General features: G+C 70.1%; 17 protein-coding genes. 15 read left to right on the plus strand and 2 right to left on the minus strand.

The annotated features are described in order from the left end of the window. The first annotated feature begins 118 nt into the window (after window positions 1-118). From ACFWCH_RS13170 to ACFWCH_RS13180, 3 genes are read left to right on the plus strand one after another with little or no spacing between them, the layout of a single operon-like run. Entirely contained in the window at window positions 119-892 is a 774-nt protein-coding gene (locus ACFWCH_RS13170; RefSeq protein WP_136046202.1) for a CoA transferase subunit A, read from the plus strand. Between the two features lies 1 nt (window position 893). Next, window positions 894-1,562, plus strand: coding sequence for a CoA transferase subunit B (locus ACFWCH_RS13175; RefSeq protein WP_378803643.1), 669 nt, complete (start codon window positions 894-896; stop codon window positions 1,560-1,562). Next, entirely contained in the window at window positions 1,555-2,757 is a 1,203-nt protein-coding gene (locus ACFWCH_RS13180) for an acetyl-CoA C-acetyltransferase (RefSeq protein ID WP_240744681.1), read from the plus strand. The genes ACFWCH_RS13175 and ACFWCH_RS13180 overlap by 8 nt, the downstream gene beginning before the upstream one ends. Before the next feature lie 24 nt (window positions 2,758-2,781). On the opposite strand, the gene ACFWCH_RS13185 is transcribed toward ACFWCH_RS13180, so the two are convergent. Next, window positions 2,782-3,081, minus strand: a complete 300-nt coding sequence (locus ACFWCH_RS13185; RefSeq protein ID WP_025103262.1) for a hypothetical protein — start codon at window positions 3,079-3,081, stop codon at window positions 2,782-2,784. A 206-nt stretch (window positions 3,082-3,287) separates the two neighbouring features. Here ACFWCH_RS13185 and ACFWCH_RS13190 point away from each other — a divergent pair, with 206 nt between their 5' ends. The 8 genes from ACFWCH_RS13190 (at window position 3,288) to ACFWCH_RS13225 (ending at window position 13,484) form a co-directional block, all read left to right on the plus strand. After that, window positions 3,288-4,550, plus strand: coding sequence for an MFS transporter (locus ACFWCH_RS13190; RefSeq protein ID WP_378803644.1), 1,263 nt, complete (start codon window positions 3,288-3,290; stop codon window positions 4,548-4,550). A gap of 62 nt (window positions 4,551-4,612) precedes the next feature. Further along, window positions 4,613-6,019, plus strand: coding sequence for a trehalose-6-phosphate synthase (locus ACFWCH_RS13195; RefSeq protein WP_136034962.1), 1,407 nt, complete (start codon window positions 4,613-4,615; stop codon window positions 6,017-6,019). 35 nt (window positions 6,020-6,054) lie between these two features. After that, window positions 6,055-6,855: a trehalose-phosphatase gene (otsB, locus tag ACFWCH_RS13200; RefSeq protein WP_136034961.1), complete on the plus strand. Its 801-nt coding sequence runs from the start codon at window positions 6,055-6,057 to the stop codon at window positions 6,853-6,855. Between the two features lie 106 nt (window positions 6,856-6,961). Beyond that, window positions 6,962-8,680 carry a dihydroxy-acid dehydratase gene (ilvD, locus tag ACFWCH_RS13205; protein ID WP_136036741.1) on the plus strand — a complete coding sequence of 573 codons (1,719 nt, stop codon included), beginning with the start codon at window positions 6,962-6,964 and terminating at the stop codon, window positions 8,678-8,680. A 51-nt stretch (window positions 8,681-8,731) separates the two neighbouring features. Next, on the plus strand, window positions 8,732-10,531 hold the full coding sequence (locus tag ACFWCH_RS13210) for an acetolactate synthase large subunit (RefSeq protein WP_378803645.1): 1,800 nt from the start codon (window positions 8,732-8,734) through the stop codon (window positions 10,529-10,531). Window positions 10,532-10,534: 3 nt separating this feature from the next. Continuing rightward, entirely contained in the window at window positions 10,535-11,044 is a 510-nt protein-coding gene (gene ilvN, locus ACFWCH_RS13215; protein ID WP_136036742.1) for an acetolactate synthase small subunit, read from the plus strand. Window positions 11,045-11,087: 43 nt separating this feature from the next. Next, window positions 11,088-12,116 carry a ketol-acid reductoisomerase gene (gene ilvC, locus ACFWCH_RS13220; protein WP_136046205.1) on the plus strand — a complete coding sequence of 343 codons (1,029 nt, stop codon included), beginning with the start codon at window positions 11,088-11,090 and terminating at the stop codon, window positions 12,114-12,116. A gap of 93 nt (window positions 12,117-12,209) precedes the next feature. Further along, a complete protein-coding gene (locus tag ACFWCH_RS13225) occupies window positions 12,210-13,484 on the plus strand; it encodes an alpha-L-fucosidase (protein ID WP_378803646.1) in 1,275 nt (424 codons plus the stop codon). Between the two features lie 18 nt (window positions 13,485-13,502). Here ACFWCH_RS13225 and ACFWCH_RS13230 read toward each other — a convergent pair whose 3' ends face one another. Further along, on the minus strand, window positions 13,503-14,654 hold the full coding sequence (locus tag ACFWCH_RS13230) for an ROK family protein (protein ID WP_378803647.1): 1,152 nt from the start codon (window positions 14,652-14,654) through the stop codon (window positions 13,503-13,505). Between the two features lie 199 nt (window positions 14,655-14,853). Between ACFWCH_RS13230 and ACFWCH_RS13235 the strand changes: the two genes are divergently transcribed. From ACFWCH_RS13235 to ACFWCH_RS13250, 4 genes are read left to right on the plus strand one after another with little or no spacing between them, the layout of a single operon-like run. Beyond that, window positions 14,854-16,113 (plus strand): ABC transporter substrate-binding protein, encoded by a 1,260-nt coding sequence (locus tag ACFWCH_RS13235; protein ID WP_136034947.1) that lies wholly within the window; start codon window positions 14,854-14,856, stop codon window positions 16,111-16,113. Between the two features lie 42 nt (window positions 16,114-16,155). Continuing rightward, complete coding sequence (locus ACFWCH_RS13240) at window positions 16,156-17,061, plus strand: carbohydrate ABC transporter permease (RefSeq protein ID WP_136034945.1); 906 nt, start codon at window positions 16,156-16,158, stop codon at window positions 17,059-17,061. Beyond that, entirely contained in the window at window positions 17,051-17,971 is a 921-nt protein-coding gene (locus ACFWCH_RS13245; RefSeq protein WP_136034943.1) for a carbohydrate ABC transporter permease, read from the plus strand. The genes ACFWCH_RS13240 and ACFWCH_RS13245 overlap by 11 nt, the downstream gene beginning before the upstream one ends. A gap of 2 nt (window positions 17,972-17,973) precedes the next feature. Further along, window positions 17,974-18,948, plus strand: coding sequence for an ROK family protein (locus tag ACFWCH_RS13250; protein ID WP_378803648.1), 975 nt, complete (start codon window positions 17,974-17,976; stop codon window positions 18,946-18,948). Window positions 18,949-18,999: the final 51 nt, after the last annotated feature.

Below are 18,999 nucleotides of genomic sequence, written 5' to 3' on the forward strand. Positions count from 1 at the left end.
ACGTCGATTCCACATTGTGGACGGTAGTCGGCCTGCGGGCCACATCACAAGACCGTGCTGGCGTGGTCGCACCCGCCGGGCGGATCCTGGAGGAGAGCACGGAACCGAAGGAGCAGACGTGATCGACAAACACTGGGAGTCCGCCGCCGCGGCCGTCGCGGACATCCCCGACGGCGCCTCTCTCGCGGTCGGCGGGTTCGGCCTCTCCGGCAATCCGATCGCCCTGATCGAGGCTCTCCTCGCCCAGGGCACGACCGACCTGAGCATCGTCAGCAACAACTGCGGCGTCGACGACTGGGGGCTCGGCATCCTCCTCGCGGCGCAGCGCATCCGGAAGATGACCTCGTCGTACGTGGGGGAGAACAGGGAGTTCGAGCGCCAGTTCCTCAGCGGCGAGCTCGAGCTCGAGCTGACGCCCCAGGGCACGCTCGCGGAGAAGCTGCGCGCCGGCGGTGCGGGTATCGCGGCGTTCTTCACACAGACGGGTGTGGGCACACAGGTTGCGGAGGGCGGCCTGCCGCGCCGCTACCACCCGGACGGCTCCATCGCGGTCGCATCGCCGGCGAAGGACGTGCGCACCTTCGACGTGGGCGGGGAGCCGAGGGAGTTCGTGCTGGAGGAGGCCATCACCACCGACTTCGCCCTCGTGCACGCCGCCCTGGGCGACCGTCACGGCAACCTCGTCTTCACCAAGGCTGCGCGCAACTTCAACCCGCTCGCGGCCATGGCCGGACGCATCTGCATCGCGCAGGTGGAGCGGCTCGTGGAGCCCGGCGACCTGGACCCCGACGCGGTGCACCTGCCCGGAGTGTTCGTGCACCGCATCGTGGAGGTCGGCACCGACATCCCCAAGCGCATCGAGCGACGCACCGTCGCGGCGGAAGGAGCCTGACATGGCGCTCACGCGAGACCAGATGGCCGCCCGCGCCGCCGCCGAGCTGCAGGACGGCTCCTACGTGAACCTGGGGATCGGGCTACCCACGCTCGTGCCCAACCACGTGCCGCCCGGCGTGACCGTGGTGCTGCAGTCCGAGAACGGGATCCTGGGGGTCGGGCCTTACCCGCGCGAGGAGGAGGTCGACCCCGACCTCATCAACGCGGGCAAGGAGACCGTGACGACGCTCCCCGGAGCGGCTTTCTTCGACTCCGCCCTCAGCTTCGGCATGATCCGTGGCGGGAAGATCGACGCCGCGATCCTCGGTGCCATGCAGGTGTCGGCCGCGGGCGACCTGGCGAACTGGATGATCCCGGGCAAGATGGTCAAGGGTCCGGGCGGCGCCATGGACCTCGTGCACGGCGCGGGCAGGGTCATCGTGCTGATGGAGCATGTGGCGAAGGACGGGTCGGCGAAGATCGTCGACGACTGCTCCCTCCCGCTCACCGGCCGCGGAGTGGTCGACCGCATCATCACCGACCTGGCCGTGATCGACGTGACGCCCGACGGCCTGGTGCTCGTCGAACTCGCCCCCGGTGTCACGATCGACGAGGTCGCCGCCGCCACGAAACCGCCCCTCAGCCTCTCCCCGGAACTGCAGAACGGAAGGACCCCCACCCATGACTGACAACCACATGGTGACGGACGACGACGTGGTCATCGTCGCCGCCGCGCGCACCCCGCAGGGCCGGCTCAAGGGTCAGCTCGCCGCGTTCACCGCGCCGCAGCTGGGCTCGTTCGCGATCCGCGGCGCTCTGGAGCAGGCACACGTCGACCCCGGCGACGTGGATGCCGTGATCGTCGGACAGGTGCTCGCCGCCGGCTCGGGACAGAACGCGGCCAGGCAGGCGGCGATCGGCGCGGGGATCGGCTGGGACGTGCCGGCGCACTCCGTGAACAAGGTGTGCCTGTCCGGGCTGACGGCCGTGATCGACGCCGCCCGCATGATCCGCACCGGCGACGCCGAGGTCGTGGTGGCTGCGGGCATGGAGTCCATGACCAGGGCCCCGCATCTGCTGATGGGGTCGCGCGACGGCTGGGCGTACGGCACCGTCGAGGTGCTCGACCACCTGGCCTACGACGGCCTGACCGACGCGTACGACCGCGAGAGCATGGGGGCGTCCACCGAGCGGCACAACGAGCGCTTCGGCCTCACGCGCGAGGCTCAGGACGCGGTCGCCGCGCTCTCGCACCAGCGGGCCGCCGCGGCGCAGGAGTCCGGCGTGCTCGACGCGGAGATCGTGCCGGTCGAGGTGCCGCAGCGACGCGGTGAGCCGCTGCGCGTCACGAGGGACGAGGGCGTGCGCCCCGACACCACCGTGGAGTCGCTGGCCGGGCTGCGTGCCGCGTTCGCGGAGGGCGGCAGCATCACCGCGGGAAACTCCTCGCAGATCTCCGACGGCGCCTCGGCCGTCGTCGTGGCGACGCGGCGCATCGCGGAGGCGAAGGGCTGGCCCGTGCTGGCGACCGTCGGCGCGAGCGGGCAGACCGCTGGGCCGGACAACTCGCTGCAGGCGCAGCCCGCACGGGCGATCGAGCGCGCGTGCGAGAAGCAGGGCATCACGCCGGCGGATCTGGACATCGTGGAGATCAACGAGGCGTTCGGTGCGGTCGTCGCCCGGTCGCAGACCGAACTGGGCCTCGACAGCGACATCGTCAACGTGCACGGGGGCGGGATCGCGATCGGCCACCCGATCGGAGCGTCAGGGAACCGCCTGGTCGTGCACGCGGCTCACGAGCTCGTGCGACGCGGGGGCGGCACGGCCGCGGTCGGGCTGTGCGGCGGCGGCGGGCAGGGCGAGGCGCTCATCCTCACCCGGTGAACGACCGCGGGCCGTGGGGGCGCGTCAGGACCGCTTGTCCTGGGCGTGCCCCTGCGCGTCGGCGAGGGCCTTCTGCGACCGGAACTGCAGCCGCTGCGCCTTCTTCGACTTCTTGACGGACTGCGGGGAGTCGGCGTCGACCGGGACGCCGTGGCGCTCGCGACGCATGTCGACCACGGCGCCCACCGCGAGTGCCATCGTGATGCCCCAGCTCACCCACGACAGGAGCGAGCGCCAGGTGATGGGTTCGTTGCGGGTGCCGCGCAGCAGCGAGATCCCTGCCGAGATCGCGGCGACGAGTCCGGTGCTGAAGAGGTAGCGCATGCCCCTACGCTACCCGCCGCCCTCCGTCCCTCGCCCTGCCTTGACAACGCGAGGGCGGTGCTGGCAGGGCGCCCATGCAGGCGGGGTCGTTATCATGGGGGAGTCGCGGGTCACCCGCGGCCGCACACACCGTGTATCTACCGGCCGCCGGCCTCTCCGGCGGACAGCGGCGGCACCCGACATCGCGTCATCGACGCGCGAGAGCCATGACACACGTCACCGTCACCCCTCCTGCCCGCGCCCACGAGCCGAGCCTCTTCCGCCTCGCCGGCCTGCCCTACTTCCTGATCGCGTTCATCGCGCGACTGCCGTTCGCCATGATGGTCGTCGGCGTGCTCACCGTGGTGGTCTCGGCCCGCGGCTCCCTCGCCCTCGGCGGACTCACCTCCGCCGCGGTCGGCCTGGGGACCGCCTGCTTCGGGCCGCTCCTGGGCGCCGCGGCCGATCGGTTCGGTCAGCGCGCTGTGCTTCTCGTGCTCGCGGTCGGCAACGCCGCCATGCTGCTGCTGTTCACCGCGGTCGTGTACGGCGAGGCCGCCGACGGGTTCGTCCTGCTCGCCGCGGTCGGCATCGGGGCGACGGCGCCCCAGGTGGCCCCGCTGTCCCGCTCGCGCCTGGTCACGCTGATCGTGGAGCGGATGCCGGAGGAGCGCCGCACCAGGACCGTGTCCGGAACGATGGCGTACGAGTCGGCGGCCGACGAGACCGTGTTCGTGTTCGGGCCGTTCCTGGTCGGCATCCTCGCGTCTGCTCTCGCGCCCTGGGCCCCGCTGGTGGGCGCGGCGGTCCTGACGCTGGTCTTCGTGGGAGCCTTCGCCCTGCACCCCAGCGGTCGCCAGGTGTCGCAGGACCGCGACGCGGACGGCCGTGCTCCCTCGGCCGTGTCCGAGCTGTTCCGCCCGCGACTGCTGATCGTGGTGCTCGGCATCCTGGGCGTCGGACTGTTCTTCGGCGCGATGCTCACCTCGCTCACGTCGTTCATGGCCGACCGCGGTGCGCCGGAGCAGGCCGGGCTGCTGTACGGCGTGATGGGCGTGGGATCGGCGGCGCTCGCCCTGGGCGTCGCGTGGCTCCCCGCCCGCTTCACGCTGCGGGCGCGGTGGCTCGTGTTCTCCGCGATCCTGCTCGCGGGCACGCTGCTCCTCGGGGTGGTCGACAGCCCCGCGGCCATGATGATCGCGCTGGCCGTGATGGGCATCGGCATCGGCCCCACCCTGGTCACGCAGTACAGCTTCGGCGCGGCACGCAGCCCACGCGGTCGGTCCGCGACGGTCATGACGATGCTCGGATCCGGTGTCGTCGTGGGTCAGTCCATCGGCGCGGCCGTGGCGGGCGAGCTCGCGGAGAGCGCGGGAACCGAGGCCGCGCTGGTGCTGCCCATGGTCGCCGCGGCCATCGCGTTCGGCGCGGGTATCGCGAACTGGGCCCTCAGCGGCGTGACGCATCGACGCGCGCCCGTCAAGCCCTGAGCGCAGATCGGCGAGCGCCGCGGTTCCTCGATAGCCTGGATGAAACCCCCAAGGAGCTCTCCGTGACCGCTGCTGACTTCGTCGTCGTCGCCAACCGCCTACCCGTCGACCGGGTGGTGGGCCCCGACGGCGAAGAGACATGGCGCACCTCGCCGGGCGGTCTCGTGGCCGCCCTCGAGCCCATGATGCGCCGTGTGCACGGCGCCTGGGTCGGCTGGCCGGGGCAGCCCGACGTCGCGCTGGACCCGTTCGAGGCGGACGGCATCGATCTGATCCCCGTCGCTCTGAGCGCGGACGAGGTCGCCGACTACTACGAGGGCTTCGCGAACGACACCATCTGGCCGCTCTACCACGACGTGATCGCGCCACCCCAGTACCACCGCGAGTGGTGGGAGGCGTACGTGACGGTGAACCGGCGCTTCGCCGAGGCGGCCGCGGCAGCCGTGGCGGAGGACGGCACCGTCTGGGTGCACGACTACCAGCTCCAGCTCGTACCGCAGATGGTGCGCGAGCTGCGACCCGACGTGACCATCGGCTACTTCCACCACATCCCGTTCCCCGCGCACGGCCTCTATGCGCAGCTGCCCTGGCGCGACCAGGTGCTGCGCGGCCTGCTCGGGGCGGACGTCATCGGCTTCCAGCGGGCGCAGGACGCGACCTACTTCCTCACGGCGGTGCGGCGTCGGCTGCGCTATGAGGTCAAGGGAGCCAACGTCGCCGTACCCGAGGGCGGCGAGACCAGGACCGCGCTCGCCAAGGCGTTCCCGATCTCCATCGACACGGCGCCGTACCTGGAGCTCGCCGCGCGACCGGACGTCCGGGCGAGGGCGGCCGAGATCCGCGCGAGTCTCGGCAACCCCAAACGGATCCTGCTCGGGGTCGACCGCCTCGACTACACCAAGGGCATCGGTCACCGGATCAAGGCCTACGGCGAGCTCCTCGAGGACGGGCGCCTGGCCGTCGAGGACGTCACGCTCATCCAGGTCGCCAGCCCGAGCCGCGAGCGCGTGGACGCCTACGCCCACCTGCGCGACGAGATCGAGCTCGCGGTCGCCCGCATCAACGGCGACCACGACACGGTCGGACACTCCGCCATCCGCTACCTGCACCAGGGCTATCCCCGCGAGGAGATGGTGGCGCTCTACCTCGCGGCCGACGTGATGCTCGTGACCGCGCTCCGCGACGGCATGAACCTCGTGGCCAAGGAGTACATCGCGACGCGGACCGACAACCACGGCGTGCTGGTGCTGAGCGAGTTCACGGGTGCCGCCGACGAGCTGCGCCAGGCCGTCCGGGTCAACCCGCACGACATCGCCGGGCTCAAGGACGCCATCATGGAGGCCGTCGAGATGTCGCCCGCCGAGCAGGCGCGCCGCATGAGGTCGCTGCGGCGCCGCGTGCTCGACAACGACGTGAACGCCTGGTCGACCTCTTTCCTCGACGCCCTCGCCGCGGTACGCGGTCGCTGAGCTCGCCCGATACCCGCACCTCGAACGGAGAACCCGTGACGCGCCCCTGGACCCCCGGAACCGCCGACGCCGACCTGACCGCGCTGGCCGCGACCCCCCGGCTCGTGGTGGCCCTCGACTTCGACGGCACGGCCTCGCCGCTCGTCGTCGACCCGATGGCCGCCAGGGCACATCCCGCGGTCGCCACCCAGATCGCCCGGCTCGCCGCGATGCGTGACACCGTCGTGGCCTTCGTCTCCGGCCGCAGCATGCACGACCTGCGTGAGATCACCGAGCACACGGACGACTCGGTGATCGCGCTCGCGGGGTCGCACGGCGCACAGTACTGGTTCCCCGGCGAAGGCGCGGCGGATGCGCCGGGTGCCCCCACGGCGGACGGTGCGCGCGAGGAGCTGTGGGCGGCCGCGCAGCCGATCATCGACCGCTACGAGGGGGCGGAGCTGGAGCCGAAGACGTTCGGCATGGGGGTGCACACGCGCCGCGCCGACCGCGAGACCGAGGAGCGCGTGTTCGCGGAGATCGACGCGCTGGTCGCCGAGCGGTTTCCGCACTGGCGTCGCCGCGCGGGCCATCGGGTGCTGGAGTTCTCGTCCCGGGCGGAGGGGAAGGATGCGGCGATGGCCGCGCTGCGGGAGCGCTTCGACGCGACGGGCATCCTCTTCGCGGGCGACGACGTGACCGATGAGGACGCCATGCGCGTGCTCGGGGAGGGCGACCTCGGCGTGCGCGTCGGCCCGGGGGAGAGCGCCGCGGCCCTGCGGGTGGATTCCCCGGAGCAGGTGGGCGCCCTGCTGGAGACGCTCGCCGACGAGCGGCAGGTCGCTCTCGGGGGCTGACCCTCCGGCTCCCGCTGCGCGCGTGTGGACACCCCACAACAGATCGCCGCGCTTCTGGAGCCCGCGTGCGGACGAACGGGTGCTCGCGCAGGAATAGACTCTCGTCATGTCCTCGCATGATCCCTCCTCCAGCGCGCCCATCGACATCAAGCCCCGCAGCCGCGTCGTCACCGACGGCATCGAGGCCACGACCTCCCGCGGCATGCTCCGTGCCGTCGGCATGGGCGACGAGGACTGGGACAAGCCCCAGATCGGCATCGCGTCCAGCTGGAACGAGATCACGCCGTGCAACCTGAGCCTCGACCGTCTGGCACAGGGCGCGAAGGAGGGCGTGCACTCCGGCGGCGGCTACCCGCTGCAGTTCGGGACGATCTCGGTGTCGGACGGCATCTCGATGGGCCACGAGGGCATGCACTTCTCGCTCGTCTCGCGCGAGGTCATCGCCGACTCGGTCGAGACCGTGATGATGGCCGAGCGCCTCGACGGCTCCGTGCTCCTCGCGGGCTGCGACAAGTCGATCCCCGGCATGCTCATGGCCAGCGCTCGCCTCGACCTCTCCAGTGTGTTCCTCTACGCCGGATCGATCGCGCCGGGGTGGGTCAAGCTCTCGGACGGCACCGAGAAGGACGTCACGATCATCGACTCGTTCGAGGCGGTCGGCGCGTGCCGGGCCGGTCTCATGAGCGAGGAGGACCTCAAGCGCATCGAGTGCGCGATCGCTCCCGGTGAGGGGGCGTGCGGCGGCATGTACACCGCCAACACGATGGCGTCGGTCGCCGAGGCGCTCGGCCTCAGCCTTCCCGGCTCGGCGGCTCCGCCCGCGGCCGACCGCCGTCGCGACTACTTCGCGCACCGCTCCGGCGAGGCCGTGGTGAACCTGCTCCGCCAGGGCATCACGACCCGCGACATCCTCACGAAGGAGGCGTTCGAGAACGCGATCGCGCTCGCGATGGCCCTCGGCGGCTCCACGAACGTGGTGCTCCACCTGCTCGCGATCGCCCGCGAGGCCGAGGTCGAGCTGAGCCTGCACGACTTCAACCGCATCGGCGACCGCGTGCCGCACGTGGCCGACATGAAGCCGTTCGGCAAGTACGTGATGAACGACGTCGACCGTCACGGCGGCATCCCCGTCATCATGAAGGCCATGCTCGACGAGGGCCTACTGCACGGCGACGCGCTCACCGTGACGGGCAAGACGCTCGCCGAGAACCTCGCCGACCTCGACCCGCAGCCGATCGACGGCGAGGTCATCCACACCTTCGACAACCCCATCCACGCGACGGGCGGCCTCACGATCCTCCACGGCTCGCTCGCCCCGGAGGGTGCCGTGGTCAAGACCGCCGGATTCGACGCGGCCGTGTTCGAGGGACCGGCGCGTGTGTTCGAGCGCGAGCGTGCGGCGATGGACGCGGTCGCCGAGGGCTCGATCGAGCCGGGCAGCGTCATCGTCATCCGTTACGAGGGCCCCAAGGGCGGACCGGGCATGCGGGAGATGCTCGCGATCACCGCGGCCATCAAGGGCGCTGGGCTCGGAAAAGATGTACTACTCTTGACGGACGGACGATTCTCAGGCGGCACAACCGGCCTGTGCATCGGCCACATAGCACCCGAAGCGGTGGACGCTGGTCCCATCGCCTTCGTGCGCGATGGTGATCTGATACGGGTCGATATCGCAGCTCGCTCTCTCGACCTACTCGTCGACGAGGCGGAGCTCGCCTCCCGCCGCTCTGGCTGGGAGCCGCTTCCCCCGCGCTACACCCGAGGCGTTCTTGCCAAGTACTCGCGCCTCGTGCGGTCCGCCGCCGAGGGAGCGACCACCGGCTGACCCGGATGCATCGGCATCCGGCGTCCTCCACAGTTCACCAGAAGGAAAGTCATGACTGCTGACACCGTCTCGGCCGTGCCGAGGCCGCCCGCCCGTTCATCCGCCCCGGAGATCACCGGTGCCGAGGCCGTCGTGCGCTCGCTCGAGCTGCTCGGCGTCACCGACGTCTTCGGTCTCCCCGGTGGCGCGATCCTGCCGGTGTACGACCCGCTCATGGACGCGTCGCAGCTGCGCCACATCCTGGTGCGCCACGAGCAGGGCGCCGGTCATGCGGCCGAGGGGTACGCGTCCGCGTCGGGCAAGGTCGGCGTGTGCATCGCCACCTCCGGTCCCGGCGCGACGAACCTCGTCACCGCGATCGCCGACGCCTACATGGACTCGGTGCCGCTGCTGGCGATCACCGGCCAGGTGTTCTCGACCCTGATGGGGACGGACGCGTTCCAGGAGGCCGACATCGTGGGCATCACGATGCCGATCACGAAGCACTCGTTCCTGGTGAAGGACGCGGCGGACATCCCCGGCGCGATCGCGGCCGCCTACGAGATCGCCGGCACCGGTCGTCCCGGTCCCGTGCTCGTGGACATCACGAAGGATGCGCAGCAGGCGGTCGCCCCGTTCGTGTGGCCGCCCAAGATCGACCTGCCCGGCTACCGCCCGGTCACCAAGGCGCACGGCAAGCAGATCCAGGCCGCGGCCGCCCTGCTCGCCGAGGCCAAGAAGCCGGTGCTGTACGTCGGCGGCGGCGTCGTGCGCGGTCGTGCAGCCGCCGAGCTGCTGGAGCTCGCGGAGTCCACCGGCGCCCCCGTGGTGACCACGCTGATGGCCCGCGGCGCCTTCCCCGACTCCCACGCGCAGCACCTGGGCATGCCCGGCATGCACGGCACCGTTCCGGCGGTGCTGGCGCTGCAGGAGGCCGACCTCATCGTGTCGCTCGGCGCGCGCTTCGACGACCGCGTGACGGGCAAGGCGGCGCTGTTCGCTCCGCACGCCAAGGTCGTGCACGTGGACATCGACCCCGCGGAGATCTCGAAGATCCGCACGGCCGATGTGCCGATCGTGGGCGACGTGCGTGACGTGCTGACCGACCTCGACGCCGCGTTCCGCGGTGCGACGGGTGGCGCGAAGCCCGACATCGAGGAGTGGTGGTCGTACCTCGACGGCCTCCGCAACGAGTTCCCGCTCGGCTACGCGCCGACGACCGACGGGCTGCTGGCGCCGCAGTATGTGATCCAGCGCATCGGCGAGCTCACCGGACCGGAGGGCATCTTCGCCTCGGGCGTGGGGCAGCACCAGATGTGGGCCGCGCAGTTCATCAAGTACGAGCGTCCGAACGCGTGGCTCAACTCCGGGGGAGCAGGCACCATGGGCTACTCGGTCCCCGCGGCGATGGGGGCCAAGGTCGCCGAGCCGGAACGCCAGGTCTGGGCGATCGACGGCGACGGCTGCTTCCAGATGACCAACCAGGAGCTCGCGACCTGCGCGATCAACAACATCCCGATCAAGGTCGCCATCATCAACAACTCCTCGCTGGGCATGGTGCGGCAGTGGCAGACGCTGTTCTACGACGGCCGTCACTCCAACACCGACCTGAACACCGGCCACGGCACGGTCCGCATCCCCGACTTCGTCAAGCTCGCAGAGGCGTACGGCTGCCTCGCGATCCGTGTGGAGAAGGAGGAGGACGTCGACGCGGCCATCCAGCTCGCTCTCGACACGAACGACCGCCCCGTGGTGATCGACTTCGTGGTGAGCGCCGACTCCATGGTGTGGCCGATGGTGCCGCAGGGCGTCAGCAACAGCTATGTCCAGTACGCGCGCGACCACGCGCCCGCCTTCGACGAGGAGGACTGAGCCATGTCGACCCACGTGCTGAGCCTGCTGGTGGAGAACACCCCCGGCCTGCTGACCCGTGTCGCGGGGCTCTTCGCCCGCCGCGGCTTCAACATCGACTCCCTCGCGGTCGGCGTGACGGAGGTGCCGGGAATCTCCCGCATCACGGTCGTCGTCGACGTCGAGGAGCTTCCGCTGGAGCAGGTCACCAAGCAGCTGAACAAGCTGATCAACGTGATCAAGATCGTCGAGCTCGACCCGACCACCTCGGTGCAGCGCGAGCACATGCTCGTGAAGGTGCGCACCGACAACGCCACCCGGTCGAACGTGATCGAGGTCGTGAACCTGTTCCGCGCGTCGGTCGTCGACTACGCCTCCGACGCCCTGGTGATCGAGGTCACCGGGGACAAGGGCAAGGTCGAGGCGCTGCTGCGTGCGCTGGAGCCCTTCGGCATCAAGGAGATCGCCCAGTCCGGTCTCCTGGCCATCGGCCGCGGCGGCAAGAGCATCACCGAGCGCGTCCTGCGCGGCTGACCATTCCCCACTCTTCCGAACCACAATCAAGGAGAAACACACCGTGAGCACCGAGATCTTCTACGACGACGACGCCGACCTGTCCCTGATCCAGAGCAAGAAGGTCGCGATCGTCGGCTACGGCTCGCAGGGTCACGCCCACGCGCAGAACCTGCGCGACTCGGGCGTCGAGGTCGCGATCGCCCTCAAGGAGGGCTCCAAGTCCGCCGCGAAGGCGGAGGAGGCCGGCTTCCCGGTCAAGACCGTCGCCGATGCGACCGAGTGGGCCGACGTCATCATGATCCTCGCGCCGGACCAGCACCAGCGCACAATCTACAGCGAGTCGATCGCCCCGAACCTGACCGCGGGCAAGACCCTCGCGTTCGCGCACGGGTTCAACATCCGCTTCGGCTACATCGACGCCCCCGAGGGTGTCGACGTGATCCTGGTCGCCCCGAAGGCGCCCGGTCACACGGTGCGCCGCGAGTTCGTCGCCGGTCGCGGCATCCCGGACATCATCGCCGTCGAGCGCGATGCATCGGGTCACGCCTGGGACCTCGCGCTGTCGTACGCCAAGGCGATCGGCGGCACCCGGGCCGGCGTCATCAAGACCACGTTCACCGAGGAGACCGAGACCGACCTCTTCGGTGAGCAGGCCGTGCTCTGCGGTGGCATGAGCCACCTGGTGCAGGCGGGCTTCGAGACGCTCGTCGAGGCCGGGTACCAGCCGCAGATCGCCTACTTCGAGGTGCTGCACGAGCTGAAGCTCATCGTCGACCTGATGTGGGAGGGCGGCATCGCCAAGCAGCGCTGGTCGATCTCCGACACGGCTGAGTTCGGCGACTACGTCTCCGGACCGCGCGTGATCGACGAGCGCGTCAAGGAGAGCATGAAGGGCGTGCTGTCCGACATCCAGTCCGGCGCGTTCGCGAAGCGCTTCATCGAGGACCAGGACAACGGCGCCGAGGAGTTCCTCGCGCTGCGTGCCAAGGAGGAGCAGCACCCGATCGAAGCCACCGGCAAGGAGCTGCGGTCGCTGTTCGCCTGGAAGCAGCAGGACGAGGACTACGTGGACGGCAGCGCCGCGCGCTGAGTCGATCGTCGAAGGAACGGGCGTCCCCTCGGGGCGCCCGTTCTGCGTCTCCCGACCTCATTCGTCCGTCAAACATCGGATGTCTATGCCAGGATGGGAGGCATGCGACAGGAATGGTTTGATCACGCCCGCTTCGGGATGTTCGTGCACTTCGGGCTGTACAGCGGCGCGGCGCGGCACGAGTGGGTGCAGAACTATGAACGCCTCACCGACGAGGACTACCGCCCGTACTTCGAGAACTTCGACCCCGATCTGTTCGACGCGGCCGCCCTGGCCAGGACGGCCAAGGAGAGCGGGATGGGCTACGTCGTGCTCACGACCAAGCACCACGACGGCTTCTGCCTGTGGGATTCCGCACTCACGGATTTCACGTCGGTGTCGGCCGTCGGGCGCGACCTCGTGCGCGAGTACGTCGACGCGCTCCGCGCCGAGGGGCTCAAGGTGGGGCTGTATCACTCGGTGATCGACTGGCACCACCCGGACTTCACGGTGGACTGGAACCACCCCCGCCGCGACGACGAGAACGCGCACGCGCTCAACGAGGGTCGCGACATGTCGCGGTACCGCGCGTATCTGCACGGCCAGGTGCGCGAGCTGCTGACCGCGTACGGCGACATCGACTACCTGTTCTTCGACTTCACCTACCCCGAGGAGAAGGACGGCTGGGCCGGCAAGGGGCCCGAGGACTGGGACGCCGAGGCGCTGCTCGCTCTGTGCCGCGAGCTGCAGCCGGAGATGCTGGTGAACGACCGCCTGGGCATCCCCGCCGACTTCGTCACCCCGGAGCAGTACCAGCCGACCGCGCCACTCCTGCGCGACGGCGAGCCCCTGGTGTGGGAGGCCTGCCAGACCCTCAACGGATCGTGGGGATACCACCGCGACAACACCGATCAGAAGTCGCCGACGCTGCTGGTGCAGATGCTGGTCGACTCGGTCTCGATGGGGGGCAACATGCTGCTCAACATCGGTCCGGACGGCCGCGGGGCGATCGCGCCGCGTGATGCCGGGACGCTCGCGGAGATCGGGGAGTGGATGCGGCTGCACGAGCGCGCGGTCATCGGTGCAGGGCACGCCCCGTTCACCCCGCCGCGCGAGGGCGTGTACACGCTGCGGGGCGACCGCCTCTACCTCAGCCTGTTCAGCTGGCCGCTCGGGTTCGTGCACCTTCCCGGGCTCGCCGACCGCGTGACGTACGCGCGCCTGCTGAACGACGGCTCGTGGCTGCGCACCTCGGTGTCCGATCCCGAGCAGCAGGCGGATCTGATGACCCCCGCCGGCGAGGCCGAGGGGACGCTCACGGTGCATCTGCCCGTGCGTCGTCCCGACGTGCTGGTGCCGGTGATCGAGCTGCGCCTGCGCGCGGAGTGAGCGGGCGGTGGCGGCGGCTCAGGCCGTCGCCACCGGGATCTCCACGCCTTCGAGCGCCAGCCGCGCGGCGCCGTACAGGATCGCGTCCGCGCCCGTGGTCGCCGCCTCGATGCGCAGGCGCTGCGTGGCCAGGGGGTGGCAGGCCTCGTAGACCCGGCTGCGGACGGCCGCGATGAACGGCTCCGAGGCGCTCATGCTGCCCGTCAGGAACACGGCGTGCGGGTTGAAGAAGTTCACGACACCGGAGAGCGCCTGACCCAGGTGCGTGCCCGCCGTGCGGACGAGCGTGGTCGCGACGGGATCGGCGTCGCGCGCGAGCGTGAGCACGTCGGCGGTCGAGGCGACGGCGGTGTTGCCGCGCTCGTGCATCTGTCGCACGAGGCTGGCACCGCTGGCCACGGTCTCCAGGCATCCGGTGTTGCCGCACGAGCAGGGGATGTCGCCGCTGCCGTCGATGCGGGTGTGGGTGATGTCGCCCGCCGCGGCCGTCGCGCCGCGGTGCACGTGACCGTCGACGATGATGCCGCTGCCGATCGCGGTCCCCGCCTTCACAGTGATGCTGTGCTGTCCGTGACCGAGCTGCTCCCGATGCTCGCCGAGCGCCGCGAGGTTCGCGTCGTTGTCGACGACGACCGGCACGCCGTAGCGCTCGGCGAGGTGCTCGCCCACGCGGAAGCCCGGCCACCCCGGCATGCGCGAGGGCTGGTCGACGGATCCCGTGGCGATGTCGACCGGGCCGGGGAGACTGACCCCGATTGCGTGCACCCTGGTGTCCGCCACGAGGCGGTCGAACACCTCGGCGACCCGCGCGAGCGTGGCCTCCGGGCCGTCGGCGACGTCGATCGCGATCGTCTCGCTGTCGAGCAGCGCGCCGCTCAGGTCGTGCCGTCCCACGCGGGCGTGCTTTCCGCCCAGGTCGGCGGAGAGCACGAGGCCGTCGGAGGCGATCTGCAGCACGCGGGGCCGGCGACCGCCGCGCGAGGTGCCGGCTCCGGCCTCCTGCAGCACGCCGGCGTCGAGCAGCGCCTGCACGCGGAGTCCGACCGTGGACGCGGCGACGCCCATCGCCGCCGCCAGCTCCGAGCGGGAGCGGGCCTGACCGCGCGCGACGAGGTCGAGGATGCGCCGCGTGTGCGGGTCGTCGACGGGGGTGTCGGCGGGGTTCGTCATGGGAGCCCTTCGTCTCGGAGCATCGTCAGCGTAGCGGGGGAGTGTCGTGTTTCGGGGAGGTGACGCCGTATCACCGTCCGATAAACATCGGATGTTCAGCTTGCGGCACTCCCCGAACTATGAAAGCCTCACTTCATACGAAATCATATTAGGTTAATTCGACCCGCGAAATAACCTTTCCCTTCTCAGGAGGCATTCAATGAAGAAGTTGCGTGTGGGGGCTGTCGCCGCTGTCACGGGCGTCGCCGTGGCGATGACCGGTTGTGCCAGCACGGGCGGCTCCGGAGGCTCCGCCGACGGCGACGCCATCGTCGTCGACATGTGGGCGGGCAGCGAGTCCGACGTCGATGCGCTCGAGGCGCAGATCGAGTTCGCGCAGAAGCAGAACCCCGACATCACCATCAAGCTGCAGACGTCGCCCTGGAGCGACTTCTTCACGAAGCTGACGACCAACATGGCCAGCGGCAACATGGCGTGCATCACCGGGATGAGCGGCGCGCAGCTCGGCGGTTACACGGGCGGCTTCCGCGAGCTGAGCGAGAAGGACCTCGAGACGGCCGGGATCGACTGGTCGGAGTTCAACCCGAGCGCCGACGGCATCCTCAGCTTCGAGGGCAAGGTCTACGGCGTGCCGTTCGACGTGGCCACCATGCTCGTCTACTACAACCAGGACATGCTGACCGCCGCCGGTGCCGCCACGCCGGAGATCGGCTGGACGTTCGACGACTTCTCCGCGATCGCCGCCGACGCCACGAAGGACGGCAAGTACGGCTTCGGCATGGGCATGGGCGGCTACCAGTGGATGTCGATGCCCATCGCGTACTCCGCCACGCAGCCGGCCTCCGAGGACGGCACGCTGCACATCGACGACGACGCGTTCGTCGACGCGGCCACCTGGTACGCCGGGCTGGTCACGGAGCAGAAGGTCGCGGCGCCCGTCGCCTCGGCCTCCGACACCGGCTGGGGCGAGAACCAGTACACCGGCGCCAACGCGGCCATGGCCGTCGACGGCACCTGGAACGCGGTCAGCTACCTCAACAACGAGTCCGGCTTCGCCGCCGGCATGGTGCCGCTGCCCGCGGGCGTCGACGGCAACCCCGGACCGATCCTCGGCTCGGGCTACGGCATCGCCGCCAACTGCAAGAACCCGGAGGCCGCGCTGAAGGTCCTCGGCTCGCTGGTGGGTGAGGACGCGCAGGACTACATCGCGTCGTCCGGCCGCTCGTACCCCGCGCGCACCTCCTCGCAGCCGCTGTACTTCGAGTCGATCGACGAGCAGTACCGCGACCAGGTGCAGTCGGTGTTCGAGGCCGCGTTCGCCGACACCGTCCCGCTGTACATGACCAAGAGCTGGCAGAAGCTCGACAGCTACATCCAGCCCAACCTCGTCAGCGTCTACAACGGCCAGATGACGATGGAGGAGCTGCTGTCGAACGCCCAGGCGCAGTTCGGCGAGTGACCCGGCTCCGGCCGCCGCAGCAGTAACAGAGAAAGACAAGAGATGACGATCACGACGACACGTCGAGGATCGCTCGCCAAGGTCGAGGGCCGCCAGGCGCTGGGTTTCGCAAGCCCGGCCCTGGTGGGCCTCGCCCTGTTCACGATCGTGCCCGTCGGGCTGTCGATCGTGATGAGCGTCTTCGACTGGCCGACCTTCGGCGAGCGGACCTTCAACGGGGTGGACAACTACGTCAAGCTGTTCACCAGCAGCCCCGACTTCTGGCCGGCGCTGCGGAACTCGGCGGTGTACACGCTGCTGTACGTGCCGCTGAGCGTCGCCCTCTCGCTCGTGCTCGCTCTCGGACTCGGACCGCGGATCCGCGGTCGCGGCGCCCTGCGCGTGCTCTTCTTCATCCCGGTCGTGACGCCGATGGTCGCCAACGTGCTGGTGTGGAAGATGATGCTGCAGCCGCAGGGCCTCTTCAACGGCCTCTCGGTCAGCTGGTTCGGGATCGAGCTGCCGAACTTCCTCGCCGATCCCTCCTGGGCCATGATCATGGTCGTCGTGATGAGCGTCTGGCAGGGCCTCGGCTACAACATGCTGATCTTCTCGGCGGCTCTCGAACAGCTCCCCGAGAGCGTGCTCGAGGCGGCCAGCATCGATGGCGCGCAGGGCTTCCGCCGCGTGTGGAGCATCATCATCCCGATGATCTCGCCGTCGATCTTCTTCGCCACCATCATGACGATGATCACCTCGCTGCAGGTGTTCGTGCAGCCGCAGATGCTCACCGGCGGCGGCCCGGGCAACGCCACCAAGCCGCTCGTGATGTACATCTGGGAGCAGGGGTTCACGTTCGGCGACCTCGGCCTCGCGGCCGCCGCCGCCTGGATCCTGTTCGCCATCATCATCGCGATCACCGGCCTCCAGTTCGCCGCGCAGAAGAAGTGGGTGCACTATGAGCACTGAGACCCTCGTCCGCCCCGCCGGCCCCGCGCCGCGCCGCGACCGCGAGCGTGAGCGCGAGAAGGCTCGCGGAGCCTCCACGACTCCGGGTGCCCGCCTCCGTCTTGTACTCGCGCACGTCTGCATCTACATCGCCGCGCTCATCTTCATCGCGCCGCTCGTGTACGCGTTCTTCTCGGCCCTCAAGCCCAACTCCGAGATGTTCTCCATGCCGCCGACGCTCGTCGGCTCGGAGATCCGCTGGAGCAACTTCGTCGACGTGTTCGCCTACGGGCCGTTCCTGACGTACATCATGAACTCGTTCATCGTGGCGGTCGGCGGCACGCTGGTCGTGCTGGTGGTCTCGACCACCGCCGGGTACGCGTTCGGGCGGCTGCGGTGGAAGGGGCGCGACGCCGTGTTCGTGCTCTTCCTCGCCACGCTCATGGTGCCGGCCGAGGTGCTCGTGATCCCGATGTTCCAGGTCATGCAGTGGTTCAACTGGGTCGACACATACCAGGCGCTCATCCTGCCGTTCGCGTTCGGCGCCTTCGGGACCTTCCTCATGCGGCAGTTCTTCCGCGGGATCCCCTATGAGCTGGAGGAGGCGGCACGCGTCGACGGCGCCGGTCCCGTCCGGTCGTTCCTGCAGATCATCCTCCCGCTGTCGAAGTCGGCCGTCGCCGTGCTCGCGGTGTTCACGTTCCTGTCGTTCTGGAACAGCTACCTGTGGCCGCTGATCGTGACGGTCGACTACAACGCGCACGGCACGCTCCCGGTCGGACTGGCCAGCTTCGCCGGTCTCACCGGCACCCGCTGGGACCTGCAGATGGCGGCGGCGATCATCTCGATGATCCCGACCACCGTGCTCGTGATCGTGCTGCAGAAGCACCTGGTCAAGGGCATCGCGATGGCAGGACTGGGCGGACGCTGAGCATGATCGGTCAGGAACAGGGCACCACTGTGCCCATCGACGGTCGACCGCGTCCGCGAACCGGGCTGGCGGGGATCGACATCGGCGGCACCAAGATCGCCGCGCTCGTCGTGGGGGAGGACGGCTCCGTCGTCGCCCGCGGCAGCGTGCCGGCCCCTGCCGCCCTGGGCGGAGCGGCCATGGCCGATGCCGCGGCGGGCCTCGTCCGGGCACTCGCCGGCGAGGCCGGGGTGCCGCTCGCCGCAGCGGGCGTGGGCGCCGCGGGCGTCATCGACCACGAGACCGGCACCGTGCGCGCGGCCTCGGCCACGTTCGTCGGCTGGGCGGGATTCCCGCTCGCGGACGAGCTCGGACGACGCCTGGGCGTGCCGGTCAGCGTCGAGAACGACGTCAACGCGTTCCTGCTCGGAGAAGCGGCCGCGCTGAGCCGCACCGAGCGCGACGTGCTGGGCGTGATGCTCGGCACGGGCGTGGGCGGAGCCGTCATCATCGACGGCGCGCTCCACCACGGGCCCCACGGTGCGGCGGGCGAGATCGGACACACCCCCGGGTACAGCGAGCTCGTGTGCACCTGCGGGCAGACGGGGCACCTGGAGACGCTGGCCTCCGGAACCTCCATCGCCCTGCGCTACCGCGAGCGGACGGGCGGCGAAGCGGCAGACGCCCGGGCGGTCGCCGCCCTCGCTCGGGGTGGAGACGCGGACGCCCTCGCCGTGTTCGCCGCCGCCGGTCGCGCGGTCGCCCTCGCCAGTGCGAGCGCCGCGACCCTGCTCGACCTGCCGACCGTGATCGTGGGCGGTGGCGTCGCCTCGGCGTGGGACCTGCTGGAACCCGCGATCCAGGCGACCCTGCGCACGGACTCGCCGGTGTCGGGCATCCCGCTGCGCATCGTCCCGGCGCAACTGGGCTCCGATGCGGTCGCCCTCGGAGCGATCGAGACCGCCCGTCGGGCCCTCGCCCCCGCACCCCCACTCTGAATCGACTCCCCGGATGAGAGGTATCGCATCGTGACCGCACCCCAGGACGCC

This window comes from Microbacterium sp. NPDC060132, assembly GCF_042729675.1.
Lineage (GTDB): Bacteria > Actinomycetota > Actinomycetes > Actinomycetales > Microbacteriaceae > Microbacterium > Microbacterium sufflavum.